Raw genomic sequence first — 25,267 nt, forward strand, 5'->3', positions numbered from 1 at the left:
TTGCCCCTCTTATTGTTAGCGCATGATTGGCAACAAAGGCACAATCAATAAAGCGACGATGTTGATAATCTTGATCAGCGGATTAATCGCTGGTCCAGCAGTATCTTTGTAAGGATCGCCAACGGTATCGCCAGTAACTGCAGCTTTGTGAGCCTCAGAACCTTTGCCACCGTAGTTACCTTCTTCGATATATTTCTTGGCATTATCCCAAGCACCGCCACCAGTACACATGGAAATCGCCACGAATAGACCTGTGACAATCGTACCCATTAACAAGCCGCCCAAGGCAGCAGGACCCAATAACAGACCAACCACAATCGGAATCACCACGGGCAAGAGCGACGGAATAATCATTTCCTTAATCGCAGCTGAAGTCAACATATCGACAGCTTTGCCGTACTCAGGCTTACCTGTGCCATCCATAATGCCGGGAATATCGCGGAACTGACGGCGCACCTCATCAACCACTGCGCCAGCGCAACGACCTACCGCTTCCATCGCCATCGCACCAAATAAGTAAGGAATCATGCCGCCAATAAATAGGCCAATAATCACTAAGTGATTGGATAAATCAAAGGTGACTTGTTGACCAATCGCTTCAAGCGCATGGGTGTAATCCGCAAATAAAACCAGTGCCGCTAAACCTGCTGAACCAATCGCATAACCTTTGGTCACTGCTTTGGTCGTATTACCAACTGCATCTAAAGGATCGGTAATATCGCGCACAGCTTGTGGCAAGCCTGCCATTTCAGCAATACCACCGGCGTTATCGGTAATTGGGCCATACGCATCAAGCGCCACCACAATGCCGGCCATCGAGAGCATGGAGGTAGCTGCAATGGCGATACCAAAAATACCAGCCAACCAATACGCCGCATAAATCGCGATACAAACAAAAATAACTGGGATCGCAGTTGACTTCATCGAAATGCCTAAGCCAGCAATAATGTTCGTACCGTGACCTTTAGTCGATGCTTCGGCAATATGCTTCACGGGTTTGAAATCGGTACCTGTGTAGTACTCGGTAATCCAAACTAATCCTGCAGTGAGTAATAAGCCCACTACAGTAGCACCAAATAAACGCCATTGACTGCCAGGAATTCCTAAAGCATCGTCGGGAATAATAAATTGGGTTGCAAAATAAAACGCAATTAAGGAAAGTACGCCCGCTACCACCAAACCTTTATACAAGGCTGGCATCACATTTTTCATACCGGGTGTGGCTTTCACAAAAGAACAGCCAATGATCGAAGCAATAATCGAAATGCCGCCCAAGACCAAGGGATAAATAATGGCTGCAATAGGTGCGCCGGAAACCATCATTGCGCCCAAGACCATCGTCGCAATTAAGGTCACGGCATACGTTTCGAATAAGTCAGCTGCCATGCCGGCGCAATCGCCGACGTTATCCCCCACGTTATCGGCAATAACAGCAGGGTTCCGTGGGTCATCCTCAGGAATACCTGCCTCAACTTTGCCCACTAAGTCGGCTCCCACATCGGCGCCTTTAGTAAAGATACCGCCCCCTAAACGCGCAAAAATGGAAATGAGTGAGGAACCAAAGGCAAAACCAATTAAGGGATGCAATACCGCCGAGAGATCTTGCCCGCCCCCGATGGAAACCAGGAACATGAAAAATAAAGCCACACCAAGTAGGCCTAAGCCAACCACCAGCATGCCGGTAATTGCACCGCCTTTAAAAGCGACGTTCAGGGCTTCATTCATGCCGACCGTAGCTGCTTGGGCAGTGCGCACATTCGCTCTGACCGACACATTCATGCCAATAAAGCCGCAGGCGCCCGATAACACCGCACCAAGCACAAACCCCATGGCCGTGGCAATGTCTAAAAAGAGGCCAATCAAAATTGTTAGGACAATTCCAACAATCGCAATCGTTTTGTACTGACGGGATAAATATGCAGCCGCGCCCTGCTGAATTGCCGCGGCAATTTCTTCCATTTTGGCATTGCCAGTATCTTGTTTCAAAATCCAGCGCCGCATAAAGAAGCCATACAGCACAGCAATCACGCCGCAAACCAAAGAAAAATACAGACCCAATGTGACATTACTCATAGCTTAAATCTCCAAAAAAACGAACTTAAGAAGTATCCAACACAAACTATAACTTCTCACTTTGCTAATATCAGGGTATCCACTAATTTTTTCCGGAAAAACCCTCATGAGTCTTGATAATGTCACCCCAGGCAAAAATTCCCCCACCAACTTCAATGTAATTATTGAAATTCCGATGAATGCCGACCCCATTAAATATGAGGTTGATAAGGAAACGGGGGCTATTTTTGTCGATCGTTTCATGGGTACGGCGATGCATTACCCCTGTAACTATGGCTATATTCCCCAAACCATTGCTGGCGATGGCGACCCCGTGGATGTGCTGGTTATCACCCCTTTCCCACTCATTCCAGGCGTGGTGGTCAGTTGTAGGGCTATTGGGCTCTTACAAATGGAAGATGAGGCTGGGCAGGATGCCAAGCTACTAGCAGTACCAGAAGACCGCATTCTGTCGATTTATACCCATTGGCAGAAGCCAGAAGACATGAACCCCTTACGCCTCAACCAAATTAAGCACTTTTTTGAGCATTACAAAGATTTAGAAGTCGGGAAATGGGTCAAAGTGAGTGGTTGGGGCGGGGTTGCCGATGCCCACCATGAAATTCTCGAGGGTGTAAAACGCTATCGAGAGGAAAAAGAGGGAAAAAAGGCTTGATTAAGCTTGCTTTAGCGCAACTAAACCCTAAATTAGGTGACTTAGAGGGTAATGCTGCATTAATTGCCGCTGCGGCGCAGGCTGCTCATGCTGCTGGCGCCAAACTACTCTTAACCCCCGAGTTAGCCTTAACTGGCTATCCACCAGAAGACCTGTTGTTGCGGCCGGCATTTATTTCCGCGGCTGAAAATATCCTGGCTGAGCTATGCAAAACCCTCGGGGCTTACCCAAACCTCTCTGTTGTAGTTGGGCACCCCCAGCGTTCTGCCGTAGGCCTACAAAATTGTGCCTCTGTCTTGCGTGACGGCCAAGTCATCGCCAGCTACGCAAAACAACAATTACCGAATCATGAAGTGTTTGATGAAGTGCGGTACTTTATCCCTGGCAATCAGCCTTGTATCTTTGAGGTGGATGGGTTCCCTATTGGCTTACTCTTATGTGAAGATGCTTGGCATGAAGGTCCTGCACTCCAGGCTAAAAATGCAGGTGCGCGCTTATTGGCGGTGTTAAATGCCTCACCCTACCACCTGGAAAAAAATACCTTACGCCTGAATGTGCTGCGGGAGCAAGTTAACCTTACTAAACTACCCTTAGCGTACGTCAACATGGTGGGTGGGCAAGATGAATTGGTATTTGATGGGGGCTCTTTTGTCTTGAACTCTCATGGTCAAACTGCCTTTATGATGCCCCAATTTGAAACCGGTCTGGGGTTAGTCAACATCACTTCACTTGGAGAGCCCGAAGCTGATGTCACTGCGCTTACTGCTAATGACAAAAACATGAACTCAATAGAGGCCCAAGTGTATGCAGCCTTAGTCATGGGGGTGCGTGATTACGTCCAAAAAAATCATTTTTCTGGCGTGATCATCGGTCTTTCTGGGGGTGTTGATTCTGCCTTGGTACTCGCTATTGCCGTAGATGCGCTGGGTGCTGATCAAGTGCGCGCAGTGATGATGCCATCGCCATATACGGCAGATATTTCATGGCTAGATGCGCGTGAACTCGCTAACAATGTCGGCGTGCAATACGATGAAATTCCGATCAGCAAGCCAGTGGCTGCATTAGAAGCAGCCTTAGCAGAACAATTTACTGGCTTATCACCCGATGCTACGGAAGAAAATATTCAAGCGCGGGTACGCGGCACATTATTAATGGCGCTCTCGAATAAAACGGGTCGCTTAGTTTTAACTACGGGCAATAAAAGTGAGATGGCAGTCGGTTATTGCACGCTTTATGGCGATATGGCCGGAGGCTTTGCGGTGATTAAAGATATTGCTAAAACCTTGGTCTATCGACTTTGCCATTATCGCAATCAACTTACTCCAATTATTCCTGAACGTATTCTCACGCGGGCACCATCAGCCGAATTACGCGATAACCAAACTGATCAAGATAGCTTACCCAGTTATGAAGTGCTCGACGCTATATTGGAACGCTATATGGAACAAAACCAATCGCTGGCGGAAATCGTTGCCGCGGGCTACGAGGCTGCTAGTGTTGAAAAGGTAACACGTCTCATCAAGCTCAATGAATATAAACGACGCCAAGCCCCACCAGGCGTCCGCATCACTAACCGCGCCTTTGGTCGCGATTGGCGTTATCCCATTACTTCAGCTTTTCGCGCCTAAGTTAGCCCATCTAAGGGTATGATTACCCCATCTATTGAGGAGAATTAGATGAAGCTGATTACATCCATCATTAAACCGTTCAAGCTTGATGAAGTACGCGAAGCCATGGCAGACGTTGGCGTTACTGGCCTAACTGTTACTGAAGTTAAAGGGTTTGGCCGGCAAAAAGGCCATACTGAACTGTATCGGGGCGCAGAATATGTGGTTGATTTTTTACCAAAAGTAAAAGTAGAAGTTGTCGTTGCAGATGATTCAGTCGAGCGCGTTATCGAGGCGATTACGAAAGCAGCACATACTGGCAAAATTGGTGATGGCAAAATTTTTGTCACCTCAGTTGAACAAGTCATCCGCATTCGTACTGGTGAAGCGAACGAATCGGCAATCTAAAACTTCGTCTCTTCTAAGATAAGCGTTTTTGCTTCAGGGTTGCTCGGTCTTACGCGTAGGCCTTGAAAAAAAATCTCGGTTTGCGCAAGATTTGCTGTCAATAGTTTGAATGGTGGTGCACCATAAAATGAATACGAGGCGCCCGCCTCGAGTGTCTTGCTCTGTTCTTTGCCGGCTGAGTCGATGACACAAACCACTTGCTGACTTAAGCTTTGCACATATACCATATCGCCGGCCTTGCTTGGTGTACTAGTCTTATACATTACAGGGTTATTTTCTGGCCTTGGGCAAGCCACATCACTGGTTACAGCTGCAGTTTTGGAACTAGCTTCCACCATGGTAACGGGCGTTCGCTCAGGTGTTAAAACAGCGGGCTCTTGAATTAATTCGGGTGCAGTAGCTAGTGGCGCTGAGGGTACAACTGCGGGAGGCACTGGCGTCAAAGAAACTGGCGCAGTTTCGATAGCAAAATCATGGCCAAAATTAATAATCGCAAAAACAAGCGCCGCCGCCATGCTAGCAAACAAAAATAATTTTCTCTGCTTATCTTTTATTTGTAAATCGGTGGGTGCAGTACCCGCTTTTAAAATCGGAGCTGACGCCTTTTCCATTTCTAAGAATGGTGCAGGGGTGGGCGCCAGAGTTGGAGGAGGAGAAGGAGTTGCTGGTGTTGTTGCTGGTGTTGTTGCTGGTGTTGGTGCTGGTTCTGATATGACTGCAACTGGGGGTGGAGGGGCTTCAATTTCCACTTCAAGATAATCCGCCTCCTCTAGGCCCAAAATGGCGGCAACTCTTTGAGCTGAGCGCAATTTTAAGGTGGGCGAGTAAAACGCACTGTGCTCACCATTCTCAATTTGCTCAATTTGCTTTTTTGAAAGACAGGCATTGAGTGCCACTGCTTCCGTGCTCAGGCCAAGCCTTTTCCTGGCCTCAATAAATGCCAAAGAACGAATCGTTGATATCTTATTTTTGCTCATGATTAACTGACGATTGAAACAATAATTTTAGCTAAAAGCTATTAGCCCTAGGGGTAATCCCAGCATAAATCTTGTAAAGTCTTACTTTAGGCGTCTTTTGCATGCCTAAATTGCATATTTTGGAGAAGTGATATGACAAATAAAAGTCCTGTTGGCCCTAAAAGTAATAGCGCCGACCGTCCCCTCAATTCCCGTTCACGTGCGGTTACAGAGGGTGTGGCCCGCGCGCCCAACCGCTCAATGTACTACGCCATGGGCTACCAAGAGCAGGACTTTGTCAAACCCATGGTCGGGGTAGCCAATGGCCATTCGACTATTACCCCGTGTAATAGTGGCTTACAGAAATTAGCCGATGCGGCGATTACAGCGCTTGAGGCAGCGGGCGCTAAAGCCCAAGTATTTGGAACCCCTACTGTGTCAGATGGTATTGGCATGGGCACTGAAGGAATGAAATATTCCCTGGTCTCACGTGAAGTCATTGCCGATAGCATTGAAACCTGCGTCAACGGCTTATGGCAAGACGGGGTCGTGGTGATTGGAGGATGCGATAAAAATATGCCCGGCGGCATGATGGCCTTAGCGCGCACCAATGTGCCAGGTATTTATGTCTATGGTGGCACGATTAAACCCGGTCACTACAAAGGCAAAGAGCTCAATATTGTTTCCGCATTTGAAGCAGTAGGTGAATTTACTTCTGGTCGCTTAAGCGAAATTGATCTCAAAGGCGTCGAACAACACGCCTGCCCTGGAAGCGGTTCTTGCGGCGGCATGTATACCGCCAATACCATGAGCTCGTCATTTGAAGCACTAGGTATGAGCTTGCCCTACTCCTCAACCATGGCCAATGAAGACGCTGAAAAAGTCGCCAGCGCCCATGAGTCAGCCATTGTTCTAGTTGAGGCGATTAAAAATAATTTGCGCCCCCGCGACATCATTACTAAAAAATCAATTGAAAATGCCGTCAGTGTGATCATGGCAGTTGGCGGCTCAACCAATGCAGTTTTGCATTTCTTGGCCATTACCAGTGCAGCAGAAATTGAATGGACGATTGATGATTTCGAGCGCATTCGTAAACGCGTACCCGTCATCGTTGACATGAAGCCATCAGGCAATTATTTAGCGACCGATTTACATCAAGCTGGTGGCATTCCCCAAGTAATGAAAATTTTGCTCGATGGGGGCTTACTCCATGGTGATTGCATGACCATTACCGGCAAAACCATTGCTGAAGTATTAAAAGATGTGCCTTCAGTGCCGCGCGCTGATCAAAACGTGATCCGCATGCTCGACAACCCTTTATATCCGCACGGCCATTTAGCAATTTTAAAAGGCAACATTTCGCCTGAGGGCTGTGTAGCAAAAATTACCGGACTAAAAAATCCATCTATAACGGGTCCAGCCCGCGTTTTTGATTCGGAAGATGATGCAATGGCTGCGATCATGGCGCAAAAAATTCTACCGGGCGATGTCATGATCATTCGTTATGAGGGCCCTAAGGGCGGCCCAGGTATGCGCGAAATGTTGGCGCCAACCTCCGCCCTGGTAGGCCAAGGCCTAGGTGAATCAGTAGGCTTAATTACCGACGGCCGCTTCTCGGGAGGCACTTGGGGAATGGTCGTTGGTCACGTTGCCCCAGAAGCATTTGTTGGGGGCACCATTGCCTTAATTGAAGAAGGTGACTCAGTAACGATCGACGCCAATAAATTACTCATTCAACTCAATGTGAGCGAAGCTGAAATTGCCAAACGTCGCGCCGCTTGGAAGCAACCCAAGCCCCGCTACACCCGCGGCCTTTTAGCCAAGTATGCTTACCTTGCTAGCAGCGCCAGCAAAGGTGCAGTCACAGATTTGAATTTGGGCTAGCAAATACCTAACCCAAGTTCAATAGTTAATGCGCCCCCGTGTGACCCATTGGTTGCACGGGTAGTTTCACCTCTACCTCGCCTGCTTTAGCAAATTTTAATTTCACGGGAATGAAGTCGCCCGCCTTTAATGGCGTCTTAATGCCAATCAGCATCAAGTGAAGGCCGCCAGGCTTTAATTCAACTGTTCCAGCAGCAGGTACATCAATCGCCTTCACTTGGCGCATTTGCATCGTATTGCCTTCCATCGACATCGTATGCAATTGCACCTCATCAGCTACAGGTGTGCTAGCGCTAATTAATTGATCAGCTGGGCCTTGATCAATAATTTTCATAAAACCGCCGGCTACTTTTTGACCAGGTACAGTGGTGCGAGTGTAAGCACCCTCAATTTTTATTTTACCGACTTGCGCATCTTGTGCGGCAACACTAAAGGCTAGTGCTATACCGCTGACAAACATTACTACTTGCATCATTCGTTGCCTTTGATTTGCTGAATTCATTTGCTTCTCCTGAGATAAAAATACTGTAAATAAAATTGTTTTAAATATAATTAGTTTCGATTAATCATTGCTGTTTTAAAAACCAAGCCTTTAATGCGGCGAATTGAATCGGCCCTGTTTTGCGCTGCCACTGCCCATTTTTATTAATTAAAATGGTAATTGGCGTTTCGCCATGCCATTGAGGATCAACCTCATAACGCATCGCGTCATCAAAGGGTTGAAAAACAGAAAAATTATTTGCGTTCTGTAACTTTGCCCGCTGTAACATTTTTTGCACCATCTCTGGCGGAACATCGTCGACTTGCACAAATATCACTTTAGCTTGTTTATTTTGACTGAGAAATTTACCCCATTGGGGCATTTCTGCCATACAAGGCGCACAAGTCACTCCCCAAAAGTGCACTGCTAGTGGCTCACCTAAGTTAGCTTTACTGAGCTGTGCCCAGGTGCCATTTTGATAGGCCTTTACTGACTCACTTGCTTGCACGGCTTGCAGCATAAAAAAGGTGGCTGCTAGCATTGATAAATAACGCTTCATTCGGCTTGTCCAATCGATAACAGTTGATAACCCTGAGCGCGCGTCAGCCAGGATAAAAATACGTTTTTGTTTTGATTAATGAGTAAAGGATGATCGGTATAGCCTACTGCCTCAGCAATCGGTTTAGCAATCGACCAAGTCTTGCCATCGTCCTTTGAGTACTGCAGATAAATAATTGCCTTTTCGCCATTAAATTCTTTCCACACCAGCCATACTTCTTTGCCTATAGTTAATAAATATGGGCGAGCAACATTCCTATTCGCATTACCTAACTGACGTGGCGGTGAATAAGTTTTGCCTTCATTATTCGAATTGGCATAAAAGACACCTTGTCGCGCACTCCCCTGGGTAAACCAAGCAACATGTGTTGTTCCAGTATCTGCAATCGCTATTGCTGGCCCATGGTGTGGACAAACATCCGTTTTCCAATGGTCGATCGCCACCCGCTGAATTGGGCCTACACCATCATTCGCTTTCGTCGGTAAGCCCTGTGAGGTCTGCTGCTTGAAAGAGAGAACTTGGGTCGCCTGATCACGCACCCCACCTGGAAATATTCCCCGATAGGCCAATACAGGAAATTGTTGCGGGTTTAAGGCCATGCCTATGCGACAACATTCGCAGCTTTCTTGATTCACAATGGTTTCAGCTTGAAAGTTCACGCCGCCATCGATTGAGCTAGCATAAGCAATCGAACCACCCAATTTTTTATTGCCCTGCTTATTCGCAGCCTGGACCACGCGCTTATCAATCCAGGCAAGATGAATCTTGCCCTTGGCATCAGCCGCCAAGATCGGAAATCGTTCACTAGCCCCACCCTGAATCAGCGCTTGTGCTTGAGTAAACGTTTTACCACTGTCTGTCGAACGCGCGGTATTAATTTGCGCATTCCAATTACTATCTTTAAAAAAAGCATAGGCAATAAATATATTGCCTTTTGGGTCAACCGTTATTTGCGGCCTTGCATCGCTGCCTACGTCAAGCTTCTTTTGATGGTTAGCAATTTCTACTGGCGTACTAAATGTCATACCTAAATCAGCAGAATGGGATAGAGATACAGCGCCGCCTGCAGTCCAAATTAAAAAGAGTTGTCCCGCGCTCGTTAAAAATGGTGTTGCTGCATTGGCACACTCAAGACTAGTCCCCTTGCAGACTTCCATCTGCGGGTGCATCATCTGATGTGACGCTTTATCCATCATTTGACTATGATCATGTTCGGGCATTTGCGCAAAGGTCCCATCGCTAAGCAAGCAGAGCGTCCAAATCAAGATTCTGCAGGAAGCTGGATAGGTCAATTTCAAAATAGCTTCTTTCACAATTACTATTCTCTTCATCATCACCGATCGACTAAAAAGTAAACTTGCCACCAACTGTGAATGCTTGCGGCATTCCCAGCACATAGCTATTGTTATTGCTACCCGAGCCAAAAGTAATGTACTGCCGATTTAACATATTGACTGCAGTAGCATATAAAGTAATGGCTTGATTGATTTCGTAATTAGCCCTTAATCCAAAGATTGCATAGGCTGGTACAGGTAAGGTATGGGCGGTATCCATCCACGAGTTTCCCACATAGCGCATGGTGGTAGTGATGCTCGCCTTAGGCACTGGAAACCAAGTTACTCCAAGATTGCCAATATTCTGCGGTACGCCGGCGACTTGACTGCCGGTTGGATCGCTTGTCGAGCTTGCCGTTAAAACGGTATTAGTGAGTGAATAACCAGCATCTACAGCCCATTGAGGGGAGAGATTGTGATGAAACTGCATTTCTAAGCCCTGACTTTGCAGATTTTGATTATTCGTATAGTAATTAATACTAGTTGAAACACAATTGCCTGCAGCTGCTTTCAACGGATTACTGCCCTTTGCCGCGCCACACAATTGCTGGGCTAAGGCCACGTCTGTCGCATTATTGGCTTTTAAGTTGTAGGTCGTAATGGCATTAGTTATTTGATTAGTAAAAGCGGTTAGCTGCAAAAAGCCTTCTTTCCAACGGTAATCTGTGCCAGCTTCAAAGCCTTTCATAATTTCAACAGTTAAATTTGGGTTAGCAAAATTATTGCCCCCGCTTGATGAGGCATAAGATCTTAAGGTGTTATTTAAGCCAGGTGCATGATAGGCTTGATAAATAGAGCTGCGTAAGTTCCACTCTTTAGATAACTCGTATAAAAAACCTAAATTCGGACTCAAAATGGTTTTATTTTGATTCGAGATATTTTGATAGCTCGCGTTTTTACCATCGGGACCAGTGTTGTAATAGGTCGGGGTTGAACTGCTCCAGTTATCGACCCGTAAAGCTAAGGTAGTTTGTAGTGGAATGAAGCTAGTAGTTGATTTCGCTTGTCCCATTACGCCATAAAAATTCTGCTGCCCCTGGGCATAATTTACTGAGCTTACAGCGCCAGTAGTGGTTAAATTATTAGTTAAGTTAGAACCAGAAATATTCCGTCCATCTACCCCTACTAAAACTTGGTCTACCAAGCCCTTCATATCCTTAATGTATTGCACTCCAGCACCAGTAGTGGAATACGGGTCATAGTAATTTGAACTAATGTAGGGGGTATTAGTGGCCAACTTCTGTGTATTAAAAACCGAACTTACTGCGGCATTAGAACCATTTTGTTTATTAAAAGCCGTATTTTGATAAAACAAATTAACAAGCACCTTATCGCTCTCACTTAATTTGGTCGTCGTGCCAGCAGCAATATCGGTAGTTTGTTTTAAATTGGTAGCGATACTCATGGCATTAGAGTAGTCAGCCATCGTGCCATAACCTATCCGCACAAACCCTTTTGTATCACTACCAGCCTTAAAGTAGCTTTGTAAACGGACGTTGGAATTTTGTGCGGCCGCTGCCCCCATGCCAGGCTTAACACTATTTGCTGCGGCTGGGGAGATCGTCGCGATATTCGTGTAGCCGCCAGTATTTAAATAGTCGGCCGATATGCGTAACTGCATATTCTCGGTAGCCATGATATCTTTCGATGCTGCTAGGTTCACAGTGTTGAAAGTACCGTAATTGGCCGAGACTTCTTGCTGGCTATTTTTAGGTGTGCGGGTATTCATATTAATTACCCCACCCATACCCCAGTTACCCCATAAGCTTGAAATACCCCCACGTATAAACTCAACCGTATCAATCGAAGAAAGTGGCACTAAATTCCACATAATCGTGCCATAGAAAGCATCATTTAAGGGCGACCCATCTGCCAATACCAAAGTACGAGCATTGCCTAAACCACGTACGTTCAAACTTTGGCCCGTTGGATCTTTCTCGTAATAAGGCTGATCATTTAAAAAGACACCTGGCTGATTTTTTAAAATTTGATCGATGGTTTGATCTGGCGCTAACTCCAAAACCTCCTTGGTCAGAATGGTGGTGTTTAAGGGAATTTGATCTAATGGTGTATCTGAACGGGTAGCGTTAACTGTCACGCCACTTAATTTTTGATCGTAATCGGGTGGTGGCGCAATTTGCGCTTGCGCTAGACAAAAGTACCCTACAGTCCACAGAAAACCTGCACTATTTATGGCTACAGTTTGTAAGGTGCGCTTTTTGAAGTGTCGCGCCCACTGAAAATGACGGAAATGCATTGCAAACTCCCAGAAACTAAATTAAGCCTACTTGCCATCAATGCGCAACAGAGCGCAATAAAAGCAAGATAAACCTCTAGGCTTTAGGCTTTAGGCTTTAGGCCAAGAGGTCAAGTTTTAGATCTGGGTAGGGGGTGCCCGAGCGGGCTGAGAAGTCCAAACAAAAAGTGTTTTGGGTGAAACATAAAAGAGCGCAGGAAAAGCTTGTGTAAGCGCGCCAACTGGCACAACCGACGTTGCCATACTGATATTAATCGCAACTGGGGCATGGGACATGATACAAAGTGGGCAATCGTGATTCATGCCAAGAGGATTGCTCGGCGCCGACTCTGCGGTAGTACTAAGATCAATCGTTAACGCCGCTACTTTATCCCCTTGCGCCTGACAAATTTCCATTGTCAGGCTGGTGGCCGATGCACTTCCTGTTTGCATGGCAGCTACAGCGGGCGACAAGCTACCGACAAGCAATGCAATTGCTGTGCAGACTGCAGCAAAGGAACGCAATCGTTTCATCGTAACAAAGCCATTAACAAAATGAGGCATTCAACATTCACTTAATTGAATGTATGTGAAACTCAAATTATTTTCGATTGGGTTTCACCATTCGCATGATTGTGATCACTGAAACAACCAACCAGACAATAAACAAAATTTGCACAACGCTCATGTTAAGTCTCCTTTTGATAGGGTTAAGCTATTTTATAAGAAAATAGCTTAGGTACAACTACTTCGGGCCCGTAAAAGCGGCAGCATTGCCAAAATTGTAGCGATTAATAAGACAATTTCCAAAGCATAAACCAAGGAATAGCCAATTGCCGGGCCATTTAAGGCCTCTGGTAGAAGCTTGGCATTCTCTAAGGCCACTACGAGATCGCGAATCACCCCGCCCAAGCCGACCGCAATCCCTGCTGCCGAAGCCTGAACAGCACCCCAGGCTCCTAAAGCCAAGCCCCGCTGGTCGGCAGGCGCAAAGTTCATCGTCGCCGTAAGGGTGCCGTGACTAAAGAGACCACCGCCAAAGCCTATTAAAAAAGTACCGATAATAAAGACAATGGTGGCCTGCAAAGGCGCAGCTGCAATGACAAAAATAAATGCGGGAATACCGACATAAGCACCCAGCGTTGCCATCCGAAAAGGATCGCTGCCGCGACTTAAGACCCTAGAGGCCCAAGTAAAGCCCCATAACCCGCCAATGGCTAAGGTGGCAGTTAAGGCAGTGGTTGCACTCACACTCATTTTCAACAACTCACCACCATAGGGCTCTAACAGCACATCATTCATACTAAAAGCCATGGTGCCAAAACCTACTACGACCAAACGACGTACGGCATGACCACCGGTCGTAAAGGTGCGCCATGATTGCATAAATGAAGGCTCGGTCTGATTAACGCGACTACGCACTTGAGCTCGGGTTTCTTGCTTCCATAACGCAATCACATTCAACACGATGGTGATCACTGCCGAGGCTTGAATTACCTGAATTAAGCGTGCAGGGCTAAATTGTTCGAGTGCTAAACCAAAAATTAAGGCGCTGATAATCATGCCGAACAGTTGCATGACATACATTAAACCCACAACCTTCGGCTGCGCTTCAACAGGCGCTAAATCGGTAGCCAGAGCAAGCCCTACCGTTTGCGTTATGTGTACGCCTGCGCCAACAAATAAAAAGGCTAAGCCCGAGGCCGCCCAACCAATCCAGACCGGCGCTTGACTAGATTGACCACCGCCGGATAAAACCAATAAAGCAAATGGCATGATCGCCAAGCCGCCAAATTGCACTAAGGTGCCCATCCAAATATAAGGCACCCTTCTCCACCCTAATGCCGACTGGTGGTTATCTGAACGAAAGCCAATTAAGGCACGAAAGGGGGCAAACAGAATTGGTAATGAAATCATCACCGAAACAATTGAGGCGGGCACATGCAGCTCGACAATCATTACGCGGTTTAGGGTGCCAACTAACAACACTAGAGCCATACCAACTGAAACTTGAAACAGGGATAGTCGTAAGAGGCGAGATAAGGGTAAATCGGCTGAGGCGGCATCAGCAAAAGGTAAATAACGTGAGCCTAGCTCAGACCAACCTTGAATTAACTTTTTGGTAACTCGGTTCATCTAAAAAATTTTACCTTAGCGCTGCAATGAAAAAGGCTGGGATGTGCGATCCCAGCCTTGCACGAAAAGCTAAAGTACTTTACTTCTTCGCTGCAGGTGCTGCCGCCATGGGTGCTGCCATGGGTGCTGCCATCGTTGCTGCTGAACTCGCCATCATCGGTGCATTGCCTTGTAAAAAAGCTTTGACCCAAGTGGTGTTAGAAACAATTGCTAAGTGAACGCAGAAAGAGCTAATCGCTACAGCTGCAATAAAAATAGGAATGCCAACAGTGGGTTTTACAACGGTCCACATTTTTCCGTAAATCATATTGATCTCCTCTTTTTATTTAAGCCAAGGCGAGTAGATATAAGCCAGTAAATGGGCAAGAGCTGCGATCATGCCGAAAAACTGGGTCCCTTGAATCAGATTGCGGTGCAACTCTTCCGATTCAGCGTCGTTTAAGCCCGTAAGGCTTACATTTCCGTTTGACATTGTTTTTGTCTCCCCTAGAAAGACGAACTACTTTCGTGCCAAACCCGCACGAGGGTTTTATGACTAAAGCCAACTGCATGAAACTGTAAAACCACTTCGACTACATGTGTAATATAAAAATTACACTTCGACTTGTCAACAAAATTTTACAGATTTTGCAGATAAACCACCTAGGGGATATACCTATATAGATAAAGGACAATAGCCCCGCTGAGGGGCTATTGTCTGTAGGGCGCTGATGGGGGAGGCTGGGTCTTGTTGGGGGGGATTAACTAGCTAATACCCGCTTTTACAGCGCGTTTTTTGGTGAATTTGCCAATTAAAGGCCAGATTAAGAGGCCTAAGGCGAGGGCCGTAATGGTACCAACTAGGTAATTTGAGAAAAAGATCTCTAAGCTACCCTGGGAGAGCAACATCGACTGGCGGAAGGAATCTTCAGCTCGGTCACCCAGCACTAACGCCAAAACCATCGGTGCCATTGGGTAATCTAGCTTCTTAAAAAGATAGCCCAAGACACCAAAACCCATCATCAACCAAACATCGAAATTCGCGTTATGAACGGTATAAGCCCCGACCGCACAGATCACAATAATGACGGGTGCAATGATCGAAAAGGGAATACGCAAAATCGATGCAAACAAAGGTACGCAGGTTAAAACGACAAATAACCCTGCCAAATTACCCAAATACATACTGGCAATTAAGCCCCAAACAAAGTCTGGTTTCTCGACAAACAGTAAGGGACCCGGCTGCAAACCCCAAATTAATAGGCCACCCAATAACACGGCTGCCGTGGGCGAACCTGGGATGCCCAAAGAAAGCATTGGCAACAAGGCGGCAGTGCCAGCTGCATGGGCCGCTGTTTCGGGAGCGATAATACCCTCCATCTCACCCTTGCCAAAGTTTTCGCCCCGCTTAGAAACCCGTTTTGCCACGCCATAAGACATAAAAGAGGCGGGAGTTGCCCCACCAGGCGTAATACCCATCCAGCAGCCAATTAAACAACTGCGTAAGGAAGTAGCCCAATATTTGGGTAACTGCTTCCAAGTCTCCCAAACAATTTGACTACGAATCTTGGCGGTTGCCCCAGAAAATGACAGGCCCTCTTCCATCGATAAAAGAATTTCGCCAATGCCAAATAAGCCGATCACCGCAATTAAGAAATCAAAACCACGCATTAATTCAGGATTGCCAAAAGTTAAGCGTAATTGACCAGTAACTGTGTCCATGCCAACCGTAGCCAAGGCAAAACCCAGCATCATGGCGGAAATTACTTTAAACGGTGAGCCTTTATTCATTCCTACGAAACTACAGAAGGTTAAAAAATAAACAGCAAAAAATTCAGGTGGCCCGAATTGCAAAGCAAACTTCGCCACCAATGGCGCCAAGAAAGTGATCATCACAATGGCAAAAAATGCGCCCACAAATGAAGAAGTAAAAGCCGTGGTTAAGGCAGCCCCTGCTTTTCCATTACGCGCCATTGGATAACCGTCAAATGTCGTTGCCACCGACCATGGTTCGCCAGGAATATTAAATAAGATCGAAGTAATTGCTCCGCCAAACAAAGCGCCCCAATAAATACACGAGAGCATGATGATGGCTGAAGTAGGTGGCATCGTAAAGGTGAGCGGCAATAAAATCGCAATGCCGTTGGCGCCGCCTAAACCTGGTAATACGCCAATGATCACGCCCAACGTTACGCCAACGAGCATCAGCAATAAATTAAACGGTGTCATTGCAACCGCAAAGCCCTGAAACAATAAATTAATTTCTTCCAACGTAAACTCCTAAAAATGCCGTGCAACTATCTATGTAAATTTTTATTGCATACCTAAAAAGGTTAAGGGGTTAAACCAAGAGCCATGCGGTAGTGGTACCTGAAACCAGATTTCAAAGAGGACATATAAGGCCACACTCACCCCCACACCAACGGCAATCGCCTTCCAGTAAGCGTACTTACCTAGCCAAACCATAAATACGGCAATGTAAATTGCAGCTGACACATAAATGCCAATGAGTTGCACGCCCAAGACAAAAACAAGGGCTGGAAGAAAAACCGCCATCACTTGACGGAACGGCTCTTTTTCAACAAAAGCGTCGTCTTTTTTTTGCTTGTTTTGAAATACTGCTTGATACAAAGTAACCGTACTTGAAAGCAAAATAATTAAGCTAATGTAAAAAGGAAAGTAGCCCGATTGTGGTCCATCACTGCCCCACGATGCACCTAACTTAATACTGCCAGTCATTACCACAAATCCAAATATTAAAAATAGTAAGGCAGTAATAATTTCCATCGTTCTAACGCTAACGACCATTTCTTGCTTTGCAGGTTCAGACATAGTTCAATCGATTAAAGATAAAGTATTTAAATAAAATAAAGCTTCTAAATATCGCAGTAGAAGCCTTATTGACTAACAATGATTACTGCGCGATAAAGCCCGCTTCTTTCATGAGCTTGACGTGTAAAGCCTCATTTTTACCAAGCCAATTTACATATTCCTGACCAGTCATAAAGGTTTGGTTAAAGGCGCCGTCAGCCATAAATTTCTTCCACTCTGGCGTCTCGCGTACCTTTTTGAGAACACCAATGAAGTAATCAACTTGATCTTGGGATACTCCAGGCGACATAAAAATACCGCGCAACATTACATAGTCGGTTGGTACGCCAACTTCTTTACAAGTAGGTACGTCATACCAAGATTGAGTGGGAGTAATTTTTTCTTTATAGGGCATGCGCTTTTCATCAAATACGCACAAGGCCCGTAATTTGCCTGCTCGCCATTGCGCAACTGCTTCAATCGGATTATTGACGGAAGAGTCAATGTGATTACCAACTAACTGCACTGCCACATCACCACCCCCCTTGAAAGGAATGTAGGTAAATTTGGTACCGGTAGCCTTTTCTAAGGCAACGGTAATAATTTGATCTTCTTGTTTAGAGCCGGTACCCCCCATTTTAAATTTACCTGGGCCGGCAGCCTTAGCCGCATCAATAAACTCTTTCGCAGTTTTATACGGTTTTTCCGCGTTATCCCACAAAACAAATTGATCTAAAGCCATCATCGCTACTGGCGTCATATCGCGCCAATTAAATGGCACCCCGGTTGCCAAAGGCGTAGTGAATAAATTAGAAAGCGTAATAACAATTTTATGGGGGTCGCCTTTAGCTTCTTTCATTGCCAAGAAGCCTTCTGCACCTGCGCCAGCTGCTTTATTGACTGGAATAACTGATTGTTTCATCAAATTATTTTTAGTAATGATGCCTTGAATCATGCGTGCCATTTGATCGGCCCCGCCACCTGGGCCGGCAGGAATAATAAATTCAACTGGTTTAGTAGGTTCCCAAGCTGCCCAAGCTGGGTTAATGCTAATAGTTGCTACTGCGACACTAATAGCTAAAAATAACCGATTTTGTTGTTTCATGAATCCCCTCCATTAATGTTAGTTCCCAATCTTACCTTGACTGTTAAGAACTGATGCGCTGATTTTTCTTTAAAAAAGGCAAACTTCTGTTGACCAGCATCAATAAAAAAAACTTCTGTGGCTGGCGGGGGGCAATACTTAGTAAAAACCCCTACTTAATTGAGGACCTTATAACCACGACCTCTTAGGCAATTAGTCACCACGGCTTCTTGAGCCTTATTGCCTTGATAAAGTCCATAGCCACCGCCAACAATGGCACCAACCCCGGCAGACTGAGCAATATTAGAGCCCGTGCCGCCTGCCACTAACCCCAATAAAGCGCCAGCAGCTACTCCCATGGCCGCATCAGTAAGACCAGACTTTGCTGCCCCATCTTGCTGAGTTGCATAAGCCTGACACTGCTGTAAATCGGTATCGTATTTAGCCTGATTAACGCCCTGCATATCGACGATCGGCTTGACATTGGCCCCAGCGCAGGCCACTAAAAATAATGGGGTGAAAAAAAGTGCAAAGGCTTTCATGTCTATTTCCTTTTCTATCGCAGATTAAAACGGCAGCCTAATTATTTCAGCCTAATTATTTAATACGGTGATCAACTCTCTTGGCACTAGTATATTGAAATTGGTGCTAAATGGTACTAACAGGTGGTGCCGGAAAGAGGAATCGAACCTCCGACCTTCGCATTACGAATGCGCTGCTCTACCAACTGAGCTATTCCGGCTTAACTCTAATAGAAATTTTAGCTTAGGGGTAAATGATAAGCACGTAACAGTTCAATTTCTTCAGCCGCGCCCAGCATTACTGATACCCGCTGATGAAGCGCAGTCGGCTGAATTTCTAAAATTCGCTGTTTACCGTCAATCGCCTGCCCGCCGGCTTGTTCCACTAAAAAACTCAGTGGATTTGCTTCATACATTAACCGTAACTTTCCTGGCTTATTGGGCTCACGCTGATCCCATGGGTACATAAATACACCGCCGCGCATCAAGACTCGATGCACATCGGCCACCATCGAGGCGATCCAACGCATATTAAAATCTTTTGCCCGCACCCCAGTTGTGCCAGCTAGACACTCTTCAATATAGCGTTGCACTGGTTTAGCCCAGTGCCGTAGATTCGACATATTGATGGCAAATTCTTTGGCAGCTTGTGGAATGCTGATGCCCTGTTTTATTAAAATAAATTGGTCTGTTAATGGATCCAGCGTGAAAAGGTCAACGCCCGCGCCTAAGCTCATTACTAAAGTTGTTTGTGGGCCATACACCACATATCCAGCAGCGACTTGCTGCGAACCTGCTTGCAAGAAATCATTTGGCTCTAGTGGCACATTAGGAGTAGGTTTTTTTAAAATAGAAAAAATCGTACCAATCGATACATTCACATCAATATTAGAAGAGCCATCCAGCGGATCGAATAAAATTAAATAATCCCCGCTACCCGACCCCACGGTAATGGGCAACTCCATTTCTTCTGAGGCAATGCCTGCTAGAGCGCTACAGCCGCTCAGCTCTGCAATTAAGGCATCGTTGGCAATGATATCTAGCTTTTGTTGTATCTCCCCTTGCACATTGTCAGTACCAGCCGTGCCCAACAAGCCAATGAGGGGGCCTTGGGCAACTGCTTGACTCAAGCCGATACAAGCTTGGCTTAGCGCCAACAATAGCTCTTGTAATCCCACTGGCAAAGCTTGATCTTGAAGACGGAATGCGGCTAAATAGGATTTGAAATTCATCTGCTTATTCTAGAGCTTTATTCACTACCTCTCGCACATCAGCCGAAAGATTAGCGTTTGCTGCCACCTGCTCTAAAGCTGCCCGCATCTTGCTTTGATAAGGCTCGGCAAAAGAACGCCAACGGTCAGCAGCGCGCGCTAAGCGGGCTGCTACTTGCGGATTAATTAAATCAAGCGCTTGCACAGTTTCTGCCCAAAAAGCATAGCCGCTACCATCCCATTGATGAAACCCTGCTGGATTAGCTAGACAAAAAGCATGTATTAAGCTCCGCACCCGATTAGGGTTAGTCATTTTAAAAGCAGGATGATTTCGTAAACTGCGGATTCGCTCTAAGGGGGCATCAAGCGAGCACATGGCCTGCAAAGTAAACCATTTATCTATCACTAGTGGATTATCAGCAAAGCGCTGATAAAAATCAGCTAAACAATCTGTCGCTTTAGATGCGCCCTGCAATACCAAGGCAGCGAGAGCACCAAAACGATCGGTCATATTGTTGGCTTGCTGATATTGATCAAGCGCCAATTGCTGAATACTGAGGTCTTGCGGATTCGCTAATAACAACATACTTAAAGCAAGATTTTTTAAAGCACGCTTGCCTACACTAACTGAATCAGGCGAGTAAGGCCCCGAAGTTTGCATCTGTTGATAAGCACGGAGCCAATCGGGCTGCAGGGTTTTAGCTAGGGCTAGGCGATACGCCTGCCTCGCTGCATAAATTTGTAAAGGCTCAATCGATACGCAGTGCTCGTACAAATAACTTTCAGCAGGTAAGGTAAAGACCAAATCTTTAAATGCGGGATCTAATTCCGCGTCAAGCAGAATGCTACGATAGGCGGCAAGAAGACGCGCATCAGGCAAACGTCCAGCTAAGATTAATTCTAATGCCAGTTTCTGTGCCGCCTCCCAACGATTAAAGGGGTCATCGTCACCTGCTAGCAACATCAATAAATCGGTTTCACTCTGTGCAAAATCTAAAATAATGGGTGCAGAAAACCCACGGTTAAGCGACAGAATGGGCCGTTGGGGCACATCATAAAAAGTCCAAGTTTGTGAGCTGGCACTGAATTCTAATAGTTGTTCTGTGCCACATGGTTGTATTTGACTGGGCTGTGGATTTGCTCGTGTATTAGCAGATAAGTTTTGTACGGGTACAAACAAACGCATTAATAGTGGAATTAAAAATGGCTTAAGCTCTGCCTGGCTTGCCTTCGAGGTGCAAGTTTGGGTTAAGGTTAATTGATATTGCTGCGTAGTTGAGTCGTAATTTTCTCCGACCTTTACGCGTGGAGTGCCAGCTTGGCTATACCAAGCCTCAAATTGACTTAAATCTCGTCCATTAGCATCTGCCATCGCAGCTAAAAATTCATCGCAAGTGACTGCTTGTCCATCATGTCGTTTAAAGTAAAGATCCATGCCTTTACGAAAACCATCGCGACCTAATAAAGTTTGGTACATGCGCACGACCTCTGCGCCTTTTTCATAAATCGTTACGGTATAAAAATTATTAATTTCTTGATAGGCATCAGGTCTTACTGGGTGGGCCATTGGACCAGCATCTTCAGGAAACTGCGCCGCTCGTAATAAGCGCACATCGGCAATGCGACTAACTGCCCTACCCGACTCACTACCAATTTGATCAGCTGAAAATTCTTGATCTCGAAAAACAGTTAAGCCTTCTTTTAATGACAACTGAAACCAATCACGACAAGTGACCCGATTGCCAGTCCAGTTATGAAAATATTCATGCGCAACCACACTTTCAATGCCTGCAAAATCAGCATCGGTTGCTGTCTCTGGCTGGGCCAGCACATACTTGGTGTTGAAAATATTTAAGCCTTTATTTTCCATGGCCCCCATATTGAAATCGCTCACCGCCACAATCATGAAGCGCTCTAAGTCAAGCTCTAAACCAAATCGTTTTTCATCCCATTGAATCGCATGTACCAATGAATCCAAGGCATGTTGAGTTTTTTCTAAATCGTGAGGCTCAACCCATACCTGCAATAGCTTACTAGCACCGCTAGCCGCAGTGAGTTTTTTTTCTACGCACGCTAACTTACCAGCCACCAAAGCAAACAAGTAGCAGGGCTTTGGAAAAGGATCTTCCCAAACTGCACTATGCCACCCATTTTCTAAGCGCTCGGTACTGATTAAATTTCCGTTTGAAAGTAATACCGGAAAATCAGCTTCCACTGCACGCAAAGTGACGCGATAGCGTGCCATCACATCAGGTCGATCTAAAAAGTAAGTAATCTTTCGAAATCCTTCAGCCTCGCATTGGGTAAAAAAATTACCATTCGAAACATACAGTCCCATCAAGGAGGTATTTTTAGCTGGCACACAAGCGGTGATGATTTCCAAAATAAATGCATCTTTACCTTGATTTGGTAAAGCGTGAATGGTTAATAATTCGGGCGTAATTTCAAATTGACGATGGGGGGCGCCATTAATTCGCAAGCTAATAAATTCTAGGTCTTGCCCTTGAAGCACTAGAGAAGTGTGCTCACCGGTTGTAGGTTCAACTGAAATTCGACTCTTCACAATGGTGCGCTCAGGATTAAGCGCGAAATCTAAAGCGACTTGCGTAAATGTAAAGGGTGGAGGGGTGTATTCAAGCCTGCGAAAGCTTAATGGCAAATCGTTTTTCATCACCGTATTGTAGGCTTAGGCGAAAATGAAGGTGCCCACCCCTAAGGCGATAAACACTACTGCTGCTATGGCATGCACCCATTGAATTGGTAGGCGCTCGGTAAATTTACGCCCCAACCAAACTGCTGGAATATTGGCTAACATCATCCCTACTGTGGTACCTAAGGTTACTGAAGTCACGCTGTCGTAGCGAGCGCCGAGCGCAATTGTCGCAATTTGGGTTTTATCACCCATTTCTGCCAAAAAGAAAATAGTCGTGGTAAAAATAAAAACTGGCCACGCTCGATTCGCGACGCGCCGCTCTTTGCTTTCATGGAAATGATCTGGAATCAGCAACCAGAAACCAATCAATAAAAAACCGACCCCCAAAATCCACTGCATGACAATGGGGCTCAGTAAGTCTGCTACCCAATGACCCGCCAATGCAGCGCCTGCATGATTAAACAAGGTGGCAAGCAAAATTCCACCAATAATGGGCCCAGCTTGTTTGGGATATCGCGCGGCCAACATTAAAGACAGAAGTTGCGTTTTATCGCCAATTTCAGCCAAAGCGACGACCGAGCTTGAAACGATGAAGGCTGAAAAATCAAACATATTCGACCATTTAGTTAATTACTATTGAGATCTTTAATTAATACAATTTGGCTATTAAGCTGAAGAATCATACACTCTCCAATATTCAAAAGCATATTGAAGGATAGTAATGGCAATGACTGAAGGTAATTTAGAAGCTCCGACCCGCCACCCCTTGGATTGGCAAAATCCTGAGTTTTATGATCAGACGAAAATTGATGCTGAATTAGAGCGCGTCTTTGACGTTTGCCACGGCTGTCGACGCTGTGTCAATCTTTGCGGATCCTTTCCAACTTTATTTGATCTCATCGACGGCACCCCCGACGGCGAACTCGAACAAGTGAACAAAGCCGATTATCAAACGGTGGTTGATCAGTGCTACCTCTGTGACGTGTGCTACATGACCAAATGCCCCTATGTGCCGCCCCACCCTTGGAATATTGATTTTCCGCATTTAATGTTGCGGCAAAAAGCCAAAAACTTTCAAGATGACAAAGCTACTGTTCGGGATAAAGTTCTGTCGGCCACCGACAAAATGGGTTTCTTCGCGGGCATTCCAATTGTCACCCAAGCCGTTAATGCGGTAAACAAAACTGGACTGGCGCGCTTGATGTTAGAAGGCGCCCTCGGCGTTCATAAAGACGCCTGGCTTCCAGAATACGCCACAAAAACCTTTCCTCAATTGGCAGCAAAATCATCTACCTTTCCAGTCATTGATGGCAAGAAAACACCGGGCAAAGTGGCCATCTTTGCCACCTGTTATATCAATTACAACGAGCCAGGTATTGGACAAGATCTCATTAAAATTTTGCAACATAATGAAATACCCTATGAACTAGTTGAGAAGGAAGCTTGTTGTGGCATGCCTAAACTTGAGCTTGGCGATTTAGAGTCAGTGGCAGCTAATAAAGAAAAGAATATGCCTAAGCTAGCCGAACTTGCTCGCGCTGGCTATGCGATCCTCACCCCAATTCCCTCTTGTACCCTGATGTTTAAACAAGAGCTGCCACTGATGTTCCCAGGCGATACTGCCGTGCAAGCCGTGAAAGAGGCGATGTGGGACCCATTTGAATACTTAGTCGCACGCCATAAAGATGGCTTACTGAAAACCAATTTCACGACTGAATTAGGTCATGTAAGCTATCACCTTGCTTGCCATTCACGAGTACAAAATGTGGGACAAAAAACTGCTGAAGCTTTGCGTTTAATTCCCGGTACTGTAGTTAATGTAGTTGAGCGTTGCTCAGGCCACTCTGGCACTTGGGGTGTTAAAAAAGAATTTCATGAAATGGCGAAAAAAATCGGTAAACCGGTTTTTAAACGGATGGCGGAAGAAGAGCCTAATTTTATTAGCTCGGATTGCCAACTGGCTGGTCACCATATCGAGCAAGGGATGGCTGAGTTGGGTTTGCCTCCGACTCCTATGGCGCACCCATTAACTCTCATGGCTAAGGGCTATGGGCTGTAAACTAGCAGAAAGATAGGATAAATCAACAATGGGAATGATTACCCGCAGTAGCCTTTTAAGCCTCGAGGCTTATCACAAGGAGCGCCCAGAAATGCGCCACAAAGCCATTGAAGAGCGCCGTATCCGCACCGTGCATTTAGGTGATCACTTGACAATGATTTTCGAAAATGAATTTCTGATGCGCTATCAGATTCAAGAAATGCTCCGCGTTGAAAAAACCTTCGATGACGCGGGCATTCAAGATGAGCTCGACGCTTACAACCCATTGGTACCAAACGGCTCGAATTTCAAGGCGACGATGATGCTCGAGTATCCCAATGAAGCCGATCGCAAAATTGCCTTGAGTAAATTGCTTGGCGTTGAAAATCATGTCTTCATTGAGATTGAAGGCCAGCCACGGGTTTACGCGATTGCCGATGAAGATTTAGAGCGCAGCTCTGAAGAAAAAACGTCTGCAGTGCACTTTATGCGCTTTGAGCTCAGCGACGATATGAAAAAGGTTTTGCAAGCGGGAGCACAAATGATGGTGGGCTGTGACCATAAAGGCTACCCCTTCCACATTGAAACCCTCGCTCACGAAACCTTAGCCTCTTTAGTTAGTGATCTGAGTTAACCTTTTA

At 45.9% G+C, this 25,267-nt stretch carries 23 protein-coding genes and 1 tRNA gene; 6 read left to right on the forward strand and 18 right to left on the reverse strand.

The window, feature by feature from the left end; genetic code table 11:
- Positions 1-15 precede the first annotated feature (15 nt).
- Positions 16-2,073 (reverse strand): sodium-translocating pyrophosphatase, encoded by a 2,058-nt coding sequence (locus LZT21_RS10845; protein WP_233924700.1) that lies wholly within the window; start codon positions 2,071-2,073, stop codon positions 16-18.
- A 106-nt stretch (positions 2,074-2,179) separates the two neighbouring features.
- Between LZT21_RS10845 and ppa the strand changes: the two genes are divergently transcribed.
- Genes ppa through glnK form a run of 3 tightly spaced genes read left to right on the forward strand, consistent with a single transcriptional unit; the run spans position 2,180 to position 4,743 of the window.
- On the forward strand, positions 2,180-2,728 hold the full coding sequence (gene ppa / locus LZT21_RS10850; protein WP_233924701.1) for an inorganic diphosphatase: 549 nt from the start codon (positions 2,180-2,182) through the stop codon (positions 2,726-2,728).
- The gene (locus LZT21_RS10855) at positions 2,728-4,356 is read left to right on the forward strand and encodes an NAD+ synthase (RefSeq protein ID WP_233990933.1); all 1,629 of its coding nucleotides are present in this window, start codon (positions 2,728-2,730) and stop codon (positions 4,354-4,356) included. The genes ppa and LZT21_RS10855 overlap by 1 nt, the downstream gene beginning before the upstream one ends.
- Positions 4,357-4,404: 48 nt before the next feature.
- On the forward strand, positions 4,405-4,743 hold the full coding sequence (gene glnK, locus LZT21_RS10860; protein WP_233924702.1) for a P-II family nitrogen regulator: 339 nt from the start codon (positions 4,405-4,407) through the stop codon (positions 4,741-4,743).
- On the opposite strand, the gene LZT21_RS10865 is transcribed toward glnK, so the two are convergent.
- Positions 4,740-5,720, reverse strand: coding sequence for a RodZ family helix-turn-helix domain-containing protein (locus LZT21_RS10865; protein ID WP_233990808.1), 981 nt, complete (start codon positions 5,718-5,720; stop codon positions 4,740-4,742). The two genes, glnK and LZT21_RS10865, sit on opposite strands and share 4 nt — an antisense overlap.
- Positions 5,721-5,852: 132 nt before the next feature.
- On the opposite strand from LZT21_RS10865, the gene ilvD reads away from it, so the two are divergent.
- Positions 5,853-7,583 carry a dihydroxy-acid dehydratase gene (gene ilvD / locus LZT21_RS10870; protein WP_233990809.1) on the forward strand — a complete coding sequence of 577 codons (1,731 nt, stop codon included), beginning with the start codon at positions 5,853-5,855 and terminating at the stop codon, positions 7,581-7,583.
- Between the two features lie 25 nt (positions 7,584-7,608).
- Here the strand turns inward: ilvD and LZT21_RS10875 are convergent, their stop codons facing one another.
- The 16 genes from LZT21_RS10875 to LZT21_RS10950 form a co-directional block, all read right to left on the reverse strand.
- Complete coding sequence (locus LZT21_RS10875) at positions 7,609-8,085, reverse strand: copper chaperone PCu(A)C (RefSeq protein WP_233924705.1); 477 nt, start codon at positions 8,083-8,085, stop codon at positions 7,609-7,611.
- Between the two features lie 64 nt (positions 8,086-8,149).
- The gene (locus LZT21_RS10880) at positions 8,150-8,623 is read right to left on the reverse strand and encodes a TlpA disulfide reductase family protein (protein ID WP_233990810.1); all 474 of its coding nucleotides are present in this window, start codon (positions 8,621-8,623) and stop codon (positions 8,150-8,152) included.
- Complete coding sequence (locus LZT21_RS10885; RefSeq protein WP_233990812.1) at positions 8,620-9,888, reverse strand: sialidase family protein; 1,269 nt, start codon at positions 9,886-9,888, stop codon at positions 8,620-8,622. Before LZT21_RS10885 ends, LZT21_RS10880 begins: the two co-directional genes overlap by 4 nt.
- 79 nt (positions 9,889-9,967) lie before the next feature.
- Entirely contained in the window at positions 9,968-12,214 is a 2,247-nt protein-coding gene (locus tag LZT21_RS10890) for a TonB-dependent receptor (RefSeq protein ID WP_233990814.1), read from the reverse strand.
- Between the two features lie 117 nt (positions 12,215-12,331).
- Entirely contained in the window at positions 12,332-12,757 is a 426-nt protein-coding gene (locus LZT21_RS10895; RefSeq protein ID WP_233990816.1) for a DUF2946 family protein, read from the reverse strand.
- Positions 12,758-12,928: 171 nt separating this feature from the next.
- A complete protein-coding gene (locus tag LZT21_RS10900) occupies positions 12,929-14,329 on the reverse strand; it encodes a PucC family protein (protein ID WP_233990818.1) in 1,401 nt (466 codons plus the stop codon).
- A gap of 79 nt (positions 14,330-14,408) precedes the next feature.
- Positions 14,409-14,636, reverse strand: coding sequence for a light-harvesting protein (locus LZT21_RS10905; RefSeq protein WP_233924712.1), 228 nt, complete (start codon positions 14,634-14,636; stop codon positions 14,409-14,411).
- Between the two features lie 15 nt (positions 14,637-14,651).
- Positions 14,652-14,801 carry a light-harvesting antenna LH1, beta subunit gene (pufB, locus tag LZT21_RS10910; RefSeq protein WP_233924713.1) on the reverse strand — a complete coding sequence of 50 codons (150 nt, stop codon included), beginning with the start codon at positions 14,799-14,801 and terminating at the stop codon, positions 14,652-14,654.
- A 272-nt stretch (positions 14,802-15,073) separates the two neighbouring features.
- The gene (locus LZT21_RS10915; protein WP_233937581.1) at positions 15,074-16,579 is read right to left on the reverse strand and encodes a tripartite tricarboxylate transporter permease; all 1,506 of its coding nucleotides are present in this window, start codon (positions 16,577-16,579) and stop codon (positions 15,074-15,076) included.
- A gap of 42 nt (positions 16,580-16,621) precedes the next feature.
- The gene (locus LZT21_RS10920) at positions 16,622-17,140 is read right to left on the reverse strand and encodes a tripartite tricarboxylate transporter TctB family protein (protein ID WP_233924715.1); all 519 of its coding nucleotides are present in this window, start codon (positions 17,138-17,140) and stop codon (positions 16,622-16,624) included.
- A gap of 82 nt (positions 17,141-17,222) precedes the next feature.
- The gene (locus tag LZT21_RS10925) at positions 17,223-18,224 is read right to left on the reverse strand and encodes a tripartite tricarboxylate transporter substrate binding protein (protein WP_233990820.1); all 1,002 of its coding nucleotides are present in this window, start codon (positions 18,222-18,224) and stop codon (positions 17,223-17,225) included.
- 155 nt (positions 18,225-18,379) lie between these two features.
- Complete coding sequence (locus LZT21_RS10930; RefSeq protein ID WP_233990822.1) at positions 18,380-18,745, reverse strand: glycine zipper family protein; 366 nt, start codon at positions 18,743-18,745, stop codon at positions 18,380-18,382.
- A gap of 124 nt (positions 18,746-18,869) precedes the next feature.
- Positions 18,870-18,945: transfer RNA gene (locus LZT21_RS10935), tRNA-Thr, on the reverse strand.
- Between the two features lie 18 nt (positions 18,946-18,963).
- Positions 18,964-19,956, reverse strand: a complete 993-nt coding sequence (locus LZT21_RS10940) for a class 1 fructose-bisphosphatase (protein ID WP_233924718.1) — start codon at positions 19,954-19,956, stop codon at positions 18,964-18,966.
- Between the two features lie 4 nt (positions 19,957-19,960).
- The gene (pepN, locus tag LZT21_RS10945) at positions 19,961-22,606 is read right to left on the reverse strand and encodes an aminopeptidase N (protein WP_233990824.1); all 2,646 of its coding nucleotides are present in this window, start codon (positions 22,604-22,606) and stop codon (positions 19,961-19,963) included.
- A gap of 15 nt (positions 22,607-22,621) precedes the next feature.
- Positions 22,622-23,200: a TMEM165/GDT1 family protein gene (locus LZT21_RS10950; RefSeq protein ID WP_233924720.1), complete on the reverse strand. Its 579-nt coding sequence runs from the start codon at positions 23,198-23,200 to the stop codon at positions 22,622-22,624.
- Positions 23,201-23,309: 109 nt separating this feature from the next.
- Here LZT21_RS10950 and LZT21_RS10955 point away from each other — a divergent pair, with 109 nt between their 5' ends.
- On the forward strand, positions 23,310-24,647 hold the full coding sequence (locus LZT21_RS10955) for a heterodisulfide reductase-related iron-sulfur binding cluster (protein WP_233937577.1): 1,338 nt from the start codon (positions 23,310-23,312) through the stop codon (positions 24,645-24,647).
- A 28-nt stretch (positions 24,648-24,675) separates the two neighbouring features.
- The gene (locus LZT21_RS10960) at positions 24,676-25,260 is read left to right on the forward strand and encodes a DUF3501 family protein (RefSeq protein ID WP_233924722.1); all 585 of its coding nucleotides are present in this window, start codon (positions 24,676-24,678) and stop codon (positions 25,258-25,260) included.
- Positions 25,261-25,267 lie beyond the last annotated feature (7 nt).

This window comes from Polynucleobacter sp. IMCC 30228, from assembly GCF_021395205.1.
GTDB lineage: Bacteria > Pseudomonadota > Gammaproteobacteria > Burkholderiales > Burkholderiaceae > Polynucleobacter.

Excerpts from the sequence above, each read along its gene's own strand:
- LZT21_RS10845 (WP_233924700.1), bottom strand. The coding sequence starts at position 2,073 with ATGAGTAATGTCACATTGGGTCTGTATTTTTCTTTGGTTTGCGGCGTG.
- ppa (WP_233924701.1), top strand. The coding sequence starts at position 2,180 with ATGAGTCTTGATAATGTCACCCCAGGCAAAAATTCCCCCACCAACTTC.
- glnK (WP_233924702.1), top strand. The coding sequence starts at position 4,405 with ATGAAGCTGATTACATCCATCATTAAACCGTTCAAGCTTGATGAAGTA.
- LZT21_RS10865 (WP_233990808.1), bottom strand. The coding sequence starts at position 5,720 with ATGAGCAAAAATAAGATATCAACGATTCGTTCTTTGGCATTTATTGAG.
- ilvD (WP_233990809.1), top strand. The coding sequence starts at position 5,853 with ATGACAAATAAAAGTCCTGTTGGCCCTAAAAGTAATAGCGCCGACCGT.
- LZT21_RS10875 (WP_233924705.1), bottom strand. The coding sequence starts at position 8,085 with ATGAATTCAGCAAATCAAAGGCAACGAATGATGCAAGTAGTAATGTTT.
- LZT21_RS10880 (WP_233990810.1), bottom strand. The coding sequence starts at position 8,623 with ATGAAGCGTTATTTATCAATGCTAGCAGCCACCTTTTTTATGCTGCAA.
- LZT21_RS10890 (WP_233990814.1), bottom strand. The coding sequence starts at position 12,214 with ATGCATTTCCGTCATTTTCAGTGGGCGCGACACTTCAAAAAGCGCACC.
- LZT21_RS10895 (WP_233990816.1), bottom strand. The coding sequence starts at position 12,757 with ATGCCTCATTTTGTTAATGGCTTTGTTACGATGAAACGATTGCGTTCC.
- LZT21_RS10900 (WP_233990818.1), bottom strand. The coding sequence starts at position 14,329 with ATGAACCGAGTTACCAAAAAGTTAATTCAAGGTTGGTCTGAGCTAGGC.
- LZT21_RS10905 (WP_233924712.1), bottom strand. The coding sequence starts at position 14,636 with ATGATTTACGGAAAAATGTGGACCGTTGTAAAACCCACTGTTGGCATT.
- pufB (WP_233924713.1), bottom strand. The coding sequence starts at position 14,801 with ATGTCAAACGGAAATGTAAGCCTTACGGGCTTAAACGACGCTGAATCG.
- LZT21_RS10920 (WP_233924715.1), bottom strand. The coding sequence starts at position 17,140 with ATGTCTGAACCTGCAAAGCAAGAAATGGTCGTTAGCGTTAGAACGATG.
- LZT21_RS10925 (WP_233990820.1), bottom strand. The coding sequence starts at position 18,224 with ATGAAACAACAAAATCGGTTATTTTTAGCTATTAGTGTCGCAGTAGCA.
- LZT21_RS10930 (WP_233990822.1), bottom strand. The coding sequence starts at position 18,745 with ATGAAAGCCTTTGCACTTTTTTTCACCCCATTATTTTTAGTGGCCTGC.
- LZT21_RS10940 (WP_233924718.1), bottom strand. The coding sequence starts at position 19,956 with ATGAATTTCAAATCCTATTTAGCCGCATTCCGTCTTCAAGATCAAGCT.
- pepN (WP_233990824.1), bottom strand. The coding sequence starts at position 22,606 with ATGAAAAACGATTTGCCATTAAGCTTTCGCAGGCTTGAATACACCCCT.
- LZT21_RS10950 (WP_233924720.1), bottom strand. The coding sequence starts at position 23,200 with ATGTTTGATTTTTCAGCCTTCATCGTTTCAAGCTCGGTCGTCGCTTTG.
- LZT21_RS10955 (WP_233937577.1), top strand. The coding sequence starts at position 23,310 with ATGGCAATGACTGAAGGTAATTTAGAAGCTCCGACCCGCCACCCCTTG.
- LZT21_RS10960 (WP_233924722.1), top strand. The coding sequence starts at position 24,676 with ATGGGAATGATTACCCGCAGTAGCCTTTTAAGCCTCGAGGCTTATCAC.